The organism is Oxalobacter vibrioformis (assembly GCF_027118995.1).
In the GTDB taxonomy this organism is placed as follows: Bacteria; Pseudomonadota; Gammaproteobacteria; order Burkholderiales; family Burkholderiaceae_D; genus Oxalobacter; species Oxalobacter vibrioformis.
The window spans coordinates 2,366,926-2,383,689 of the sequence record NZ_CP098242.1 but is presented as its reverse complement, the minus strand read 5'-3'; the positions used below and the strand labels follow the sequence as shown (position 1 = coordinate 2,383,689).

12 protein-coding genes are annotated in these 16,764 nt (G+C 55.7%); all 12 read right to left on the bottom strand.

Annotation, left to right across the window (positions count from 1 at the left end):
• Positions 1-14 precede the first annotated feature (14 nt).
• The 12 genes from NB640_RS11775 to NB640_RS11720 all read right to left on the bottom strand — a co-directional run bounded on the left by NB640_RS11775 (position 15) and on the right by NB640_RS11720 (position 16,759).
• The gene (locus NB640_RS11775) at positions 15-1,064 is read right to left on the bottom strand and encodes a phage major capsid protein (protein ID WP_269308887.1); all 1,050 of its coding nucleotides are present in this window, start codon (positions 1,062-1,064) and stop codon (positions 15-17) included.
• Between the two features lie 399 nt (positions 1,065-1,463).
• Complete coding sequence (locus NB640_RS11770; protein WP_269308886.1) at positions 1,464-3,554, bottom strand: hypothetical protein; 2,091 nt, start codon at positions 3,552-3,554, stop codon at positions 1,464-1,466.
• A gap of 89 nt (positions 3,555-3,643) precedes the next feature.
• Positions 3,644-5,413: a hypothetical protein gene (locus NB640_RS11765; RefSeq protein WP_269308885.1), complete on the bottom strand. Its 1,770-nt coding sequence runs from the start codon at positions 5,411-5,413 to the stop codon at positions 3,644-3,646.
• Positions 5,414-6,079: 666 nt separating this feature from the next.
• Complete coding sequence (locus NB640_RS11760) at positions 6,080-6,601, bottom strand: hypothetical protein (RefSeq protein WP_269308884.1); 522 nt, start codon at positions 6,599-6,601, stop codon at positions 6,080-6,082.
• Positions 6,598-9,465 carry a tail fiber protein gene (locus NB640_RS11755; RefSeq protein WP_269308883.1) on the bottom strand — a complete coding sequence of 956 codons (2,868 nt, stop codon included), beginning with the start codon at positions 9,463-9,465 and terminating at the stop codon, positions 6,598-6,600. Before NB640_RS11755 ends, NB640_RS11760 begins: the two co-directional genes overlap by 4 nt.
• A 14-nt stretch (positions 9,466-9,479) precedes the next feature.
• Positions 9,480-9,623: a hypothetical protein gene (locus NB640_RS11750; RefSeq protein ID WP_269308882.1), complete on the bottom strand. Its 144-nt coding sequence runs from the start codon at positions 9,621-9,623 to the stop codon at positions 9,480-9,482.
• Between the two features lie 533 nt (positions 9,624-10,156).
• A complete protein-coding gene (locus tag NB640_RS11745; RefSeq protein WP_269308881.1) occupies positions 10,157-11,005 on the bottom strand; it encodes a tetratricopeptide repeat protein in 849 nt (282 codons plus the stop codon).
• Positions 11,002-11,139 carry a hypothetical protein gene (locus NB640_RS11740; protein ID WP_269308880.1) on the bottom strand — a complete coding sequence of 46 codons (138 nt, stop codon included), beginning with the start codon at positions 11,137-11,139 and terminating at the stop codon, positions 11,002-11,004. The genes NB640_RS11745 and NB640_RS11740 overlap by 4 nt, the downstream gene beginning before the upstream one ends.
• Positions 11,140-11,144: 5 nt before the next feature.
• Positions 11,145-12,602 carry a tetratricopeptide repeat protein gene (locus NB640_RS11735; protein ID WP_269308879.1) on the bottom strand — a complete coding sequence of 486 codons (1,458 nt, stop codon included), beginning with the start codon at positions 12,600-12,602 and terminating at the stop codon, positions 11,145-11,147.
• A gap of 112 nt (positions 12,603-12,714) precedes the next feature.
• Positions 12,715-14,736 carry an SEL1-like repeat protein gene (locus NB640_RS11730; RefSeq protein WP_269308878.1) on the bottom strand — a complete coding sequence of 674 codons (2,022 nt, stop codon included), beginning with the start codon at positions 14,734-14,736 and terminating at the stop codon, positions 12,715-12,717.
• A 362-nt stretch (positions 14,737-15,098) separates the two neighbouring features.
• Entirely contained in the window at positions 15,099-15,521 is a 423-nt protein-coding gene (locus NB640_RS11725; protein WP_269308877.1) for an FKBP-type peptidyl-prolyl cis-trans isomerase, read from the bottom strand.
• Positions 15,522-15,580: 59 nt separating this feature from the next.
• Positions 15,581-16,759, bottom strand: a complete 1,179-nt coding sequence (locus NB640_RS11720) for an AAA family ATPase (protein ID WP_269308876.1) — start codon at positions 16,757-16,759, stop codon at positions 15,581-15,583.
• Positions 16,760-16,764: the final 5 nt, after the last annotated feature.

The following is a 16,764-nucleotide window of genomic DNA, read 5'->3' as shown; positions in this document are numbered from 1 at the left end:
CGTTTGTCCCTGTCTTACGCAATGGACAAAACAGCGTGGGCATTGGCGCGCTTCAAAACGAGCGCCACACGCATGTTGATCATCTGGTACAGCGCCAGGATGTTGTATGGCCTTGTCGGGCTCACAATATCCAGGTCGTCATCACGGAATTCCATGAATTTGCTGTTGATGAAGTAGCAGCGTTTTTCCCACGGTGTAGTCGGGGAATCAAGCGCATCCAGCGCCTCGAACTGCGGGTCCCAGATGATTTCCACGCCCTTGAAATAAAGGCCCGTGGACGTGCCGCTACCCACACCGGCATCAATACGCTTGACCTTGCCTGCATTGGTGTTGTTGGTCACCGTCACGGCATACTGGCGGTAGGCATCAATAAAGCTTGAGCCGGCCAGGATGAAGTCCGGGCTGCCGCCATTGCGGATACACTTGCGCCACTGCGCTTCCATGGCGGTAGCCAGTGCACCCGCACTGGTCGAGGCAATACCTGTCGCGGCATTGTTGCGCCAGTAGGTGGCAATCGAGCGGTCAATACCACCGACAATACCTGTAGCTGGATTCAGGGCAATCAGGGAGTCCAGACCCGTTACTGCATCAGCAGATGCCGTGCCGTCACGGTGCAGCTCAAGCGAGAGCTTTTCATTAAAACCGATACGGAAGGCTTCCATCTGCTCATTTAACAGATCAAGCAGCTGCACCTTCTCGTTTTTTTCGACCTTGTATTCCCTGCGCTCGCCTTCCCTTACCTTGATACCATTGCCAAAGAGGGTGTCATGGGAAATGTAAAAGCCGTCCACGGCACGGCGCCAGGGAAAGGCCGCCTGGTCGGTTGTCTGTCGTTTGTTGAAGGATACCGGCGCTTCACCGTAAGCCCATGCAAAATTGGAGTCATGGCTCTTGCGGATATTAACGACGACATTCTGTTTGGCACCCAGGAAAGTCTTGCGTCTTTCCATGAGTTTTTTGAGCAATGGGGTATCGACGCTCACCTGGTCGACAGGCGCATTGCGCATGAATTCATCCAGGGTGGTTTTCCCCAGGTATTGCAAATCTGCGGTTGAAATTGGCATTTGTCGCTCCTAATATGAAAGAAAAATTTCTCTTTCACACCGTGCAGGACGCAATTCCTGCTCTTTGGCCTTTTCCCCCTGCCGGCGCGACTTCGGCTTCATGCGACTTGGGAGTGCTGGCGCTTGCGCTACCAGGACGCGACCCCTGGCGATTCAGCGACGAATTTCGATGTGTTGTTCTTGCAGGCTGCCAGGGCACCATCTCCGTACTGGTTGCACCAATAACGTCATGGAATGATGCCTTTATGAGGCAGCCTGTTCCTGCTTTTTTGTGTGTTACCACACGGATGTTATTTTAACCCGGCTGTCAAGCCGTTATGGCTGTTTGTGCGAAACTTTGTCATGCACCCCGGAAGGCCGCATGAATACTGGCTTTCCGGGAGTATAGGAACCGCTAGCTCAAGACATTCCAATTGCAGTAAAGAATCTCACGCTTCCACTTGATAAAACAATCATCTTTTCAGAAGAAATAGACTGATGTCCTAACCATTGCGAGTATGCATTTCCTACTGCATTTGCATTACACCATCCGAAAGTAACTCCGAATATCTGTGAAAATGGTTTTTTGAATATAACTGATGATGTATTAGCGGGAATAATGCCCCACTGCATCAGCATGCCTCCAGGCATAATCTGATAGCCATTCTCTTCGAGACGCTGGTTACTGCCACCAAAGTCAGTTAAGCCGACTTTCTGATTGACATCATTGGCAAGCGCCGTAACATCCACCATCCCCGGATTGAGCGTGGCATCAAATGCCTTGATGAGAACCATCACCGGGAAATTCATGGGGCGGGTTTCATCAGCAGCACCATATACAGAATGCATCGCATTATTCAACCCAACCCTATCACTCAAAGTCGTAGTTCCAGTTACTATGCCGTATGTAGCAGTGCCTGTATAGGCTCGGATCGCAACGTCCCTGTCATTGCTCGCTCTATTGCTTCCCGTAGAAAAACCATCAAGTAATACCTTTGTTGCATCCTCCTGATACCGGTACGGATGCACCTCACCTGACGCATCCCGGCCGCGCAGGAAATACTTCGATGCCGCGGGCAGTACCAGATATACGCCATCCGGGTTCCTGTCCGCACCATCCATCCCATCACAGCGATAGAAAAAGTCTGCCGACTCATTCAGTTCTTCACCGCACCACACGCTTTCAGCCAGTTGCGGATACGTAGCAACACCTACACAGATTGGGCTATCGCTGTTGATGCTGAGAAAGCCTGCCGGGACAACCGTGCCGCCATAGGTGACGATGGTGCCGACCGGGATACCGCCGCTGCCGAAAACACCCCATGCGGGATTAAGCAGTACGAAGCGGTCATACTCGGCGTTGTACTGAAGCAGCATCTCGAAACCGGCCCCGGCAATGTCACCCACCGCCAGCGGCAGGTTGTTGCCCTTGACGATCACACGCGGCGTCGCGCCACCCGGCTTGAAGGTCGGGGTGGTGGTTTCATTGGCCCCGATTGCCCGCACATACATGACCACATGGTCTTTCGGCGGCTCGGAGACGCCGCCCCTGAAGCAGGCGGTAATCACATCCGGCGTACCGCCTGCGGTAGCCGACATGGCAGCTATTGCACCCTCGCCTGCCTGCCCTGCGCTCGCTGCCGCTTCAGCGGCAGCGGCGGCCGCCTTTGCCGCGCTTTCGGCTGCCGCATCCTTGCTGGCAATCGCTGCCATCACATGCGCCCCGGAAGACTGCGCGGCTGTGAGTGCCGCATTGGCCGATCCTGCCGCACTCGTGGCAGAGCCTGCGGCGGTATTCGCGGAAGTGGCTGCCGTATGGGCAGAGGTGGCAGAAGCTTCTGCCCATTCCCGTGCATCCTCACTGGCGTGGGTGGCACCCTGTTCATGAAGCGCTGCCTGATGCGCGCTGGCTTCAGCCGAACCAGCCGATGAGGAAGATGCGCGGGCAGCCTGCTGCGCCTCATCCCGGTATTGCCCGGCATCCTGCTTGTATTGAGCTGCCTGTGTCGCACTGCCTGCCGCACTGGTCGCGGATGCGGAAGCGGCATTGGCAAACCCCTGTACCTCATCTTTGATCTGCGCGCTCTCCTGTTTGGACTGGGCCAACTGCGAGGCACTGTCAGCGGCTGCTGTTGCCGAGGCACTGGCTGCGCTGGCGTACGATGCCGCCGCAGAGGAAGAGGCGGCTGCCGCACTGGCAGATGTCGTTGCCTCGGTAGCTGACGCTTCTGCGGCAAGCGCCGCATCTTCGGCACGCTGGATATCGTCACCGATTTCCTGTTCGATACTGTCAGCGATGAAGTCAATCACTTCATCACTGACTGAGTCGAGTGTGACGGCATCCGGCAACAGCTTGCCGTCATCGCCCTGGATCAGGGCAAGGTTGGTATTAATCGTGTTGATGGAACTGGAAACGTTATCCAGTTCGGTATTGAGTGCGGCGTGGTCGGTATTGTCACTGGCATCAATGGTAAAGTCCTTGCTGCGGTTATAGTCTGTCACTTGTGCCATAACATTCTCCTTGATGATTGTTCTGTGCGGCAGGCATGGCACATGCCATGCCTGCCGGGGTTATATTGGTGAGTTATCTGTCAGGCTACTTAGCCGTTCAGTGCCTTGATGCACCACATGACGGGGAAATTCATGGGGCGGGTTTCATTTGCTATGCGTGGAGTGCCATTAACACCATCTGATATCGCACCTTTCGCCATCAAGGCAACTGGATTACTATGAGACGAAGCAACATCATCCATCAGTACCCTCCCATAAGAGCTATTCGAAACTTTCGACACCGTTGAATCGGTTAATTTATGCCAGTGCCCCTGAAACGTATCCCTTTGATACTGATACGGATGCACAACCCCTGACACATCCCTGCCGCGCAGGAAGTACCTTGAACCCACAGGCAACGCCAGGTAAGCGCCATCTGCATTACGGGAAGTGCCGTCTGCCAGGTCGCAGCGGAAGAAGAAATCCGCCGTGTTGTTGTAGTCCACGCCACACCAGACGGCTTCTGCCAGATCGCGGTATTCGGCTACCGGCACATAGCGGCTGCCCTCATCAGCCAGCGACAGGTAGCCCGCAGGCGCTTCCGTACCGGCATATGACATGATGGTGCCGACAGGCACACTGCTGTTGTACACACCCCATGCGGGATTCAAAAGCACAAAGCGGTCATATGCCGCGTTGTACTGGAGCGGCATCTCAAAGCCCGCCCCGGCAATATCGCCCACCGCCAGCGGCAGGTTGTTGCCCTTGACGATCACACGCGGCGTCGCCCCGCCCGGCTTGAAGGTCGGGGTAGTGGTTTCATTGGCCCCAAGCGCCCGCACATACATGACCACATGGTCTTTCGGCGGCTCGGAGACACCGCCCTTGAAGCAGGCGGTAATCACATCCGGTGTACCGCCCGCGGTTGCTGACATGGCGCCGGATGTGGCGGCTTCAGCGCTTTGACCGGCATTGCCTGCACTGGCAGCAGCAGCGGCGGCACTGACGGCAGCGGCATCCTTGCTGGCCTCCGCAGCAGCAGCGTGCAGTCCGGAAGACTGGACAGCAATCAACGCGGCATTGGCTGAACCGGAAGCGGCTGTGGACGCGATGGCAGCCGTACCGGCTGATGTGGCGGCGGTGGCAGCAGATGCCCGCACATCTTCCAGCAGATGCAGCACTTCACGCACCACCTGGGCAATCTGTGTGGCACTGTTGGCTGCAGCAGCGGCAGAAGAAGCCGCTGATGTGGCCGATGCGGATGCCGACTCCGCCCAGCCGCGTGCCGTGTCGCGCGCCTCTACGGCTCCCTGCTCATAAAGCCCTGCCTGCGACGCGCTGTTGACCGCTGTCTGCGCCGATGCGGCGGCTGACTCGGATTCCAGTTGGGCCTGGTATTTGTAAAGCGCTGCACTTTCCTTGTGCTGATCTGCCAGGGTGGCGCTGTCAGCTGCCGAGGCGGCAGAGGTGGATGAGGCATCTGCCAGCCGTTGCACGGCATCCCGGTTTTGCGTAACATCCTGGTTGTATTGTGAGCAAAGTGCTGCACTGTCTGAGGCCTGTGTTGCTGAAGTGGCGGCCGACGTGGCAGAGGCTTCTGCCACGAGGACGGCATCACTCACCCGCTGGAAATCCGGCTGCAATTCAAGACGCACACCGGCAGCCAGGTAGTCAATGACGCTGTCATCTATGGCGTCAATGGTAACGGCATCCGGCAGGAGCCTGCCGTCATTGCCCTGGATAAGGGCGAGATTGGTACAGATACTGTTCATGGATAGTGAGGCCCGGTCAAGCTCGGCATTGAGCGCCGCATGGTCGGTGCTGTCCGTGGTGTTTTCGGTAAAGTCCTTGCTCCTGTTATAGGCTGGAGGTTGTGCCATGGGAAAACCCTTTCTGTTGGTGCGGCAGGGCTGCCGGCTTTTGCCCGGCGCACTACCTGTTTGCGGATTGTCAGGCAACGTCACATTCACGGAAAAACATTGCTCCGCCAACGCAGCAGGTATGGATACCTGCGCTGGGCTATGCTGTGACGCCTGATACGAAAGCATGTGTTTTTTCACACCGTGCAGGACACCATCCCTGCCTGTTGTGCCTTTCCCTGCCGGCGCGACTTCGGCTACTGGCGACTTCGGAATTTTGACACTGTGCTACCGGACGCGACCCCGGCGATACCGCGACAGATTCGATGTGAATGGCTGGCAATGATTTTCTGCACCATCCCGGTTACTTTATTCAATGGATATCCGGAATGATTGTGCATTTTTCCACTGCGCTTTTATTGTGTTTTTCACACAGGATCATTTTAGCCCGGCTGTCAACTGCTTTTGGCTGCCTGTCCCAATCTTTGTCTCATCAGCCGGAAAGCCCGATGAATAAAGGATGCGAAAAACCAGGCAACCGGATGAAAAAGGAGGTAAATGACAGTGCCGGATTTCCCGTTCTTTTTCCCCTGATACCGCCTCTCAAAAAAACGATAGAAAAGCATCAGGAAAAAACAGGAAACCCGGCACCATCGCGACAGGATTTTTCCATCAAAACAAAGGACGCTACCCCATCTCCGGCAGGGAGACTGTCACGTCGATTGCCATGACATCCGCTGCTGTCCGGCATTTTTCCAGCCGGTCTTCCAGCGCCTGGCGCTGCCCGATGACACACCCTGCCAGCAGGGAAAAGATTTCATGCTTGGCCATCACCTTTTCTGCCAGCTCATCAAGCGTTATCCCCCGCATCTGTGCAAGCACAGAAAGCAGCGGCGGGATCGTGGCGGGATCAGCAAGGTAAGCCTGCGCCTCGGCTGTCTGCTGGGAAAAAGTCTGGACTTCGGATGCGGGATAGTCATAGACTGCCGCATTCAGTATCCCGTCACAGGCGGCATTGATCTCTGCGAGTTTCGCTGCCTTTGCGCGATCCAGCGCGGAGCCGTCTTCCCTCCATGTGCCGTCTTCACTGGCGATATGGTGTTCATCCGGCCGCCGCCCTGTCATCTCGATAAAACCATCAGGACAAACCGGATGGCTGCGCTGGTCGATATGTTCGACATTACTGCTGATAATGCTGTAGATTTTCACTGGATTTTTCCTCCACGGGTAACGATCACGCGGCACGGCGTCGCGACATTTAGATTTATATTGGCTCCAAAGGGACTGCCAACATTTGAGCTGCTTGACGCCAGATAAGTACCTCCCGTCTGAATGACCACCTGTTCATTACGTTCACCATACTGATAGGCATCAACACCGTATCCGCCGCCTGCATACATAAAGCCGGCGGCCCCCCACTGACCATCAAGCAAAATCTGGGCTTCGCACTGCACGTAATAGCCCGGATAAGGGTTATCCATGACAACACGCTGGTTAACGGATACCTTGCCAGGCTCTTCTGTGGTGCCGTCATTCGGATACAGGATGGTGGATACAGACAGGCGTGAATTGAGGTCGCTGTACTGGTTCAACAATCCGGTCACGTCAACGAGACCCCTGCTGACTACCGCACTGGCCACCTTGATGCACCACATGACGGGGAAGTTTTCCGGGCGGGTTTCGGCTTCTCCCTCGTATTTCACATAAGGCGCCTTCAGTTTGGGTATATCCGTTACCTCAACCAGGTCACCGGCTGCCGTACCGGTATACGCCACCAGCCCGTTTGCCGCCGTATTGTTGAGCGCTCCCAGCGATGTGGCTGTTGATGTACCGGTAAAAGCAATTCCTGATACCGTGCTGGTATGGGAAGCAATCGCTCCCTCCTGGTGCTGATAGGGATTTATCACACCGGTTTCATCCCGTCCCCGCATGAAACGCTTTCCTGCTGCGCCAATACAGATCCAGGCACCTTCCGGATTGCGTCCGGTTCCGTCCGGGTTGTCACAGCGGAAAGCAAAATGCGCCGTATCATTGTATTCATCACCGCAGTAGTAGAGCGGCACAAACTGCGGCAGGGTCTCAACCCGGTGAAAGGAGGGCAACTCCCTGCTGATCTCCAGCCATCCGGGCGGCGCCTGGTTAGTCCAGAAACCCGCCACCATACCCAGCGGCACCGCATTCTCATTGGCAGCCTCAACCAGCTTCCCGATATCGAGCATGGCCGGATTGTATATTGCCTCATAAAGCTTGATCAGATACAGCACCGGAAAATTCATGGGCCGCGTCTCATCAGCCGTGCGCGGCTCGCCGTGCTCTCCGTCAGAAATCGGATCGCGGATTGGCGGATAATTGAATTTGCCGGGCATCTTGCTGTCCATATAGGCACGGGCGGTGGATTCCTGGGAAACAATCCCGATCGCCATACCGGATTCATGCCGGTGTCCCTGGAAAGCATCTTGCTGGTACTGGTAAGGATGAGACTCGCCGGCAGCCGCCCGTCCACGGATAAAATAACGCGCCGCCATCGGCAGGACAATATACTGGCCCGCCACATTCCGTCCCCATCCGTTCGCGCTGTTGCAGCGATAGAAGAAATCCGCATCCTCATTGTTTTCTTCACCGCACCATACTGCATTGGCAAATGCGGGATAGGTGTCAACCTGCACCACCTGCACCGTATCGGTCGTAATATTCATGTACCCCGGCGGAATACTGTCCGGCCTGCCCCCCCATTCGATGATGCTGCCGACCGGCACGCCAGTACCGTTGGAAACACCTTCCACAACGGCTTCAAGCCCTTCTACCCTGGCTTTCAGCGCAATCACGTCCACCCCGTTTTCATAAACCGCGCTGCAGCGTGCCCGGATGATCCACTTCACAGGGAAGTTCATTGGGCGGGTTTCGTCACCTGCGTTCCCGTTTGCGACAAGACCTGTATCTGTCCCCTCAGCATACGCATATCCTCCGGCTGCAAAATTGACGGTGCCGGAATTGGCAGTATCGAGTTCCCGGCTCACCGCCAGTGACTGCAGCACTCTCCGGTGGGTATGGTTCTGCAGGGTATCGCCCTGGTACTGGTAAGGATGTCCCGTGCCCGTTTCATCGCGGCCGCGCACAAAATAGCGTGACCCTTCGGGCATCTTCATGTAATCACCGGTGGAAGAGCGCATCGTCCCGGCATCGTCCACTGTGCGATAGAAGAAATCCGCGTCGGCATTGTATGGTTCTCCGCACCAGACGGTATCAAAAAGCGCGGGATAATCCTCCCGGCTGATCATCTTCCCGTCCAGCGAAAGAAAATCCTTCGGCGTATTGGTCCCCATCCACATGGTCACCGCGCCGACAGGCAAGCCTTCCGCCTGCGTGCCACGGATACTTGTCGGATTCAGCAGCACGATCTTCTCAAGCCGGGCGTTGTACTGAAACAGATGGTCCCCCGCCATGTCACCGGCATCAAGCGGCACATCCATCCCTTTGACGACCGTACAGGAAACCGGGGCATCCGCATCATCAACAAAGCGGATAACAGGAGCGGCGGTTGTATTTTCGCCCGGAACCCGGATAAAAAACGCCTGCATGTCCTCCAGCGGCAACAGGCCGTTTATCCTGACCTGCATGGCGTCAGGACTTCCCTCTGCCTCACATTGCTGCAGGCTGGCTCTTTCCAGTGCCTGTGCCGCTTCCTGTGCCTGCTGGACGGTTCTCACCGCCTCTTCGGCCTTTTCTGCTGCAAGCCGGGCCGCCGTATCGGTCTGGATGATTTTTTCATCAATCCCTTCTATTGCACTCTCCGCTTTCAAAGCGGCGGCAGATGCCCGGTCCAGCTCATCCTGGACACCTGCGAGGACATCGGCAGAAAGATAACGGATCAGCTCGCTATCAAGAGAATCATGGGTAACCGTATCCTTTCGCAAGCGCCCGTCATCCGCCTGCAAAAGCGCCAGGTTGTGACGGATGTCATTGATGGAATTGGATGCACGGTCAAACTCGGCATTCAAGGCATTGTGGTCGGTATTGCTGCCCGCATTGCGGGCAAAGTCGGTATCCCGGTTATAGGCTGGTGGCTGTGCCATGGCAACTCCTTTCCTTAAGGTTGTCCATGGCGAAAAGCCATCGTCTTCGCCGGTGCCATGCCTGACCCGGCAGCCTTGCGGCATAAATGAAAAGAATCGGCCCGGCGCCCGGATAACAGATATCCGGCAGCCTGCCGCTGGGTTGTCAATCGTCGCATTTGTCGCTCCCTGTATGAAAGAGTGTTTTTCTTTCACATCGTGCAGGACGCAATCCCTGCTTTTTCTGCATAGCCCTTTTCCGGCGCGACATCGGATACCTGCGGCTTGCCAGGTGTTATGCAGTGCGCTACCAGGACGCGACCCCCGGCGGTTCGGCGACAAATTCGATGTGCTGTCTGGAATCAGGCCTCATTAAATTGCCTGCTGCAAAGCCGCTGTGTCCCAAATGGCGGTGTTGCATCGAAAAACAGGAACCTGACGGTGGTCTGCACCACCTGCGTCCCCATTTCCCGTTGCGCCTGACCCTTTGAGCCAAAACGGCTTGTCGCAAACAGGAAATTAATGAAGCCTGACCCTTGCGCCTTTTCGACGCAGGGTTATTTTAGCCCGGCTGTCAATACCTGGCGGCTGTCTGACACAATCTTTGTCATATCACGCGGAAAGGCGCATGAACGCTTACTTCCCATCAGGCAGGCATGTAACAGAATAAAAGAGAAAAAGAAAACTGCCTGTTTTTCAGGCAGAAAAACGGTCAACGTTTCTGCTTGCGCACCGCACGGGTTTTCTCGTACCAGGATTGGGCGAGCGTCATATTTTTGGTCTCCCCCAGATCACCCGTTGTATAGGCATGGGCAAGACGCTCCATTGCCCGGTCCTGGCCCGCATCTGCTGCCTTTTTGTACCAGGCGAAAGCCTCCCGGGGATTTTTGGTGACACCATGCCCGTTTTCAAGCATCTGTGCCAGGATGTACATGGCTTCAGCATAGCCCTGCTGCGCCGATTTCCTCACCCACTCCGCCGCACGCGGCACATCCTGCTGCACTCCCCATCCCCTGGCATACATCAGGCCAAGATGGTACTGTGCCGCCGGGTAATCCTGCCTGGCGGCATTAATGTAGTTATAAACCGCCATGGCGTAGTCACGGCGCGTACCGCGTGAGTTTTCATACATCCTGCCCAGATTATTCTGCGCAGGGGCATAGCCCTGGTCTGCCGCTTTCTGGTACCAGACGATAGCATGACCCAGATCCTGCTTCACCCCCCGGCTCTGGTCATACATGTCGCCCAGGCTGTTTTGCGCCTCGGCATTGCCCTGGTCTGCCGCCTTGCGAAACCACATGGCCGCTTCTGTCTCATTACGCTTTCCCCCCTTGCCTTCTGCCAGGAAAACACCATACCCGTACTGCAGGGCCGGATCGCCTTTTTCCGCACCTTCCTTGAATATCATATAGGCTTTCCCGTACTCTCCCTGGCGGTACAGGCGCCATGCCTCATCCACGGTACCGGCATAAACAAGCGGCAGCACAAAAGCAAAAATGGCAACAAGAAAGATTCCCTGCACAAAAAAACGGTCAGGTAAAAAGCGGATGACTGTTTTCACAGCAGGGGCTCAAAGACGCGGTTAATGATGCACTCAAACAGGTTATAGACGGATTTTGCCCGTAACAGGTTCCATCTGGCAGCAATAAAACAAACCGTCTTGTCAGTACCGCCCGGCACAGACAAGACTGCCATGGTAATCAGATACTCATGTCTTCTTCGCTGAGAATCTGCCCTCTTCTCATGATGCGGTCCAGGCTTTCCCTTGCCTCATCCATTCCCTGGTCTGCCGCCTTTTTGAACCATTGCGCAGCCGTATGGTAATTCTGCTTGACGCCGTCACCACGCAGGTACATGCCGCCAAGATTAAACTGCGCCTGCGGCAGATTATGCTCTACCGCCTTGCGGTACCACGCCAGCGCCTTTTCAAAGTCCTGCTTCACACCCAGTCCACGCGCATACATAAAACCCAGATTGTTCTGGGATTCAGCATACCCCTGTTTTGCTGCCAGCTTAAACCATTCAACCGCCTTCTTGTAGTCACGGGCAACCCCGTCGCCGCGCGTGTATATCAGGCCCAGCGAATCCTGGGCCTCGGCCAGGTTCTGGTCAGCCGCCTTCCTGTACCATTTCAGCGCTTCCTTGTCGTTGCGCTGGACACCTTCACCCTTGTAATAAAGCTCTGCCAGCAAAAGCTGAGCCTCCGGAAATCCCTGTTCGGCAGCCTTCCTGTACCATTTTGCCGCTTTTTCCGGATTTTTCTCCGTGCCTCTTCCCGTGGCATACATCAGGCCAATACTGGCCTGGGCTTCCGGCAGATGCTTGTCTGCCGCTTTGGAAAACCACAACAGCGCCTGCTCATCATCTTCCGGCACCCCCATGCCTTCAAGATAAAGCTGCCCGAGCTCATACTGTGCCTCTGCATAGTTCTGGTCAGCCGCCTTTTTATACCAGGCATAGGCTTGCGCCAGGTCCTGCTTGATACCCAGCCCGTCCTTACAGGCATTGCCCAGCTCATACTGCGCCATTGCCAGCCCCTGGTTCGCTGCCTGCCTGTACAGGTTTACTGCCTGGGCCAGATTCTTCTCGACAGCCCGGCCTTCCGAATAAAACACGCCCAGATTGGCCAGCGCCTCGGGCAATCCCTGGTCCGCCGCCTTTTTAAACCACATCAGCGCTTTGGCATCATTCTGCGGCACACCCCTGCCTTCGGAATACAGAAAACCCAGGTTATCCTGCGCCTTGGCGTGTCCCTTTGCTGCAGCCTTGCCATACCATTCAGCCGCCCTGACATAGTTCTGTGCAACGCCTTCCCCTTCTTCCAGCATCCCCGCCAGATCGAACTGTGACTGGGGATCACCCTGCTTGGCCGCCTTCTGGTACCAGTAAGCCGCTTTCACATGGTCTGCAGCCATCCCGTCGCCGTTGTAATACATGGTCGCCAGCGCAGCCTGTGCGCGCATGTCACCACTTTCCGCGGCCCGGGAAAAAAGGGCAAATGCCTGGGAATATTCCTTTTTCTGGTAGTGGACAGCCCCGTCAGCATAATCTTCGGCCAGCGCCACATCCGGTACCAGTGCCAGACAGGCAACAAACACTACCGGCAGCCATACCGGCGCTTTTCGGGTGTGATAAAAAACTGATGCGGATTGTGTCATGTCTTCGTGATTAACCGATACGCGTGCTGTTCATCCTGTGCCGTATGACAAAAGAGGGACAGTACCATACGCTGCCCCTCTCCAAAACCAGCCGGGTCAGAGAATATGTTCCTTATACGCCCCTGACAAAATAAACATTCTGGTTGCTGACATACAGATTCCCGAGATTGTTCTTTGCCTCCGCAAATCCCTGGGCAGCCGCCTTTTTAAACCAGTCTGCCGCCTGCACATAATTCTGTACGACACCTCTTCCTTCGTAGTACAGGACACCCAGGTTATTCTGTGCTTCTGCCAGCCCCTGTTCCGCAGCCTGGCTGTACCAGCCTGCTGCCATCGCCATATCCTTTGGCAAGCCAATCCCGGCTTCGTACAGCCTGCCCAGATTGTACTGGGCGGAAGCCACACCCTGCTCGGCGGCTTTCCGGTACCACTCGATAGCCTGCGCCGTAAACTGGCCACCACCCATGCCCCTTTCATACAGGACACCCAGATTATTCTGGGCAGCTGCCAATCCCTGCCCTGCGGCACGGTGATACCAGATAAAAGCCCGCGCATGATCCTGCTTGACCCCCTGCCCGGTGTAATACATGTTTGCCAGGTTATTCTGGGATTCGGCATACCCCTGGGTCGCCGCCGTGTAATACCAGAAAACCGCCTGCACTTCCTGCTGCGGCACACCGACACCACGCTCATACATGAGTCCCAGGCTGTTTTGCGCTTCCACCATCTTCTGGGCGGCCGCCTTCTTGTACCAGACGTGCGCCTCGATATAATCCTGCTCTACTCCGCATCCCTTGTAGTACATGCTGGCCAGGTTGTACTGGGCATCTGCCAGCCCCTGATTGGCCGCGAGGCTGTACCAGTAGGCTGCCTGGATATCATCATGCCGCACCCCGAGACCACGGGCAAACATGAATCCGAGATTATTCTGCGCGCCTGGCAGCCCCTGCTCGGCCGCACTGCGAAACCAGGCGGCGGCAACCGTATCATTTTGCGGCATCCCGGCACCGGCGGCATACAGCCGACCCAGATTGTACTGCGCCTGTGCATTGCCCTCTCTGGCTGCCTTGCGGTAGTGAATCGCCGCCTTGACATAGTCCTGCGGCAACCCGATACCTCTTTCAAAAAGCACGCCCAGATTGTTCATTGCCTCGGCAGACCCTTGTTCTGCCGCCCGACCAAACCACAACGCTGCCTGGGAAAAATCCTGTACCACACCCTTGCCGCCAAAATACATCACCCCCAGCGCATTCTGGGATTCTGCATGCCCCTGCTCGGCCGCGCTGTAAAACCAGATGAACGCCTGCGCATCATCCCTGGCGACACTTTTGCCTTTCTCATACATCTCGCCCATCTTGTTCTGGGCAAGGCCGTATCCGTGTTCGGCTGCCATGCGGTACCACTCGACAGCCACACCATAATCCCTCTGGACACCAATACCCTGCTCGTAGATCATGCCGAGATGATACTGGGCCTGTACATATCCCTGCTCTGCCGCCTTGTTAAACCATGAGCGTGCCAGAGCATCATTCTGTGGAACACCCCGGCCTTTTTCATACAGGGCGCCCAGGTTGTTCTGCGACTCGGCCAGCCCCTGCTCTGCCGCAAGGCGATACCATTCGGCTGCCAGCTGGTAGTTTCGGGTTACTCCCAGCCCGTCCTGGTACATGACAGCCAGGTTGTTCTGCGCTTCGGCATGGCCGCGAACCCCTGCCATCCGGTACCAGTCAGCGGCTTTTGCCAGATCCTTTACCACCCCGGTCCCGTTAAAAGACATCCTGCCCATGTTGAACTGGGCTTCAGGCAAGCCCTGCTCTGCCGCTTTTCTGTACCATTCCACAGCCGACGTATAGCTCTGCCTCACACCAAGGCCGCGCTCATACATGATGCCGAGATTATTCTGTGCGCTCCTGTGGCCTTTTACCGCATACTTCTGGAAAAGCGGAAAAGCGCTGTCGTACTGCTTGCGGTAATAGTTGTCTATGGCATCCTGAAGCGGATCGACATCCGTGCAATTGACGCACAGATCTTTGGAAGAAGCAGCAATAGAACTGCCGGCCTGCATCAGCATGGCAAAAAGCAGTATCTGTATCAGGGGCCAAATCCTGAAAGGGGCATCCTTTCCTGCTCTCATGATCTATTCTTCTCGTTAAAAATGAAAAGGCGGACAACCATTCTAACTGATAATTCCGGCATAACAAGTCAAAATAATTGGACATCAGAAACTTTTTTCCCAAAAAGTGAAAAAAAGAGACGCTCACCTGTTTTTCCGGGAAAAAAGCGGGTATCTTCATACCCGCTTTGCAGGCTCTGTCCTCATTAACTTGCTGTCCGCGAAAAGCTGATTTTTCTTGTCTGCCAAGGCGACGGGACAACATTGGGTGAAGGCGTATTGGACATACGGCGAGTTCAATTTTGGCCTGGCAACGAAGGCAGGCGGGAAAAGGCAGCTTTACAGCAGGCAATTAGGGCGTATTAACATTGGACCGCTGTAAATCAGTTGATGCCCAGGAGCTCAATCTCGAAAATCAGCGTGCTGTCCGGCGGGATACGGCTGCCCGCGCCACGGGAACCGTAAGCCGTATCAGAAGGACAGGTCAGCTTTGCCTTGCCACCGACTTTCATCTTCTGCACCCCTTCCGTCCAGCAGCGGATCACACCGCGCAGCGGGAAGTTCGCCGGCTGTCCGCGTGAGTAGGAACTGTCAAACTCCGTTCCGTTAACCAGTGTGCCACGATAATGGACCGTTACCCGGTCAGAGGCGGAAGGCGATTTTCCTGTTCCCTCCTTTATCGTCTCGACCTTGACCCCGGAAGGCAGCACCACTTCGTTAGCCGCACCTTTTTCCGGCGCGGCAAAAGCCGCTGTCGCAACAGCCAGTGCCGCTGTCGCAATCACCAAACGCAAACCACTTCGCATACGATTCCTCCCTGTTAAAAAACACGTTTCATTTCCTGATGGCAGAACCCTTCCTGCCCCTACTTGTAAAACCGTACCTTTGGCCCAATAGCCGCCTGTACAACCGGCATCAGCACATCAGCAAGCACTGTCCCTGACTTCAGCTCTGCCAGTTCCGCTGCTTTCAGCGTACGCGCTGTTGATCCTGCCCTGCCCGCTTCCAGCACAATCACACTGGCCGGGTCAATTCCCGGACTCGCTAAAAGCTGCCTGCTGTTGGTCGTCATCACCATCTGCGGCATCATCCGGTATGTCTTGTCCTTTTTCAGGCGGCGCAATTCAACCAGAAAAGCCGGAAAACGCTGCATCAGGGCATCCGGAAGATATTTTTCCGGTTCATCCACCATCAGAAAAGGCAGATCATCCAGCGTCGACCAGAAAAAGTCGATCATGCGCAGCATGTCATCCGTAAACCATTCATCTGTTTGCAGGCTGCGCTGGCGGTGGGTAGTATATTTTGCTTCCAGGTACGGGCTGCCTGACTCATCCCGCCAGAAATACAGTTCCGAAAACCCGGGAACAGCCAGCTGCATCATCCGGCCAATCGTATTCATCCTGAAATTGCGCGCGCTGTCCTGCACCTGCGTAATCCGATCCATCAGCCCAACCCCCAGTACCCGGGTTCCGTCACCGGGCAGATTCACCGTCTCACCCTCTCGCGGAAGTGAAAAAACAGGCAGGAGACAGCAGTTGGCACGGAAAAAATCAGCCAGTTCACGAAAATCCCCATTGACACCGGTCTGTTCAAGCTGGGTCTGGGTCAGGCACTCCATATCGCGCCTGTCCTGTGCTGTCGGACGGTTGAGTATCAGCTTGCCGTTTTTCCACACCCGCTCCTGGGCCACCAGGTCCCGGTGCCGTCCCTGGCCTTCCATCCTGAGCGCCAGCACATAACGCCAGATTACCGGTCCACCCACCTTTTCCGAGAGCTCGACATCGACACTCATCGCCGTGCCTTTTTTTGACGAATCCGACGTATTCAGAAGAGAGCGCACATGCGCCAGACCGCCGCGCTTTTTCAGGGCGCCCTGCAAACCACCACCACCCTCACGGCAGATGTCACCCAGAAAACGGGGAATATCAAGCAGGCTGGATTTGCCCACGCCGTTGGCGCCGACAAGATAAGTGAATTCCTTAAGCGAGATATCAATGGCAGAAAAATTGCGCCAGTTACTGGCCCTGACCCGAGTAATCAACATAAGCC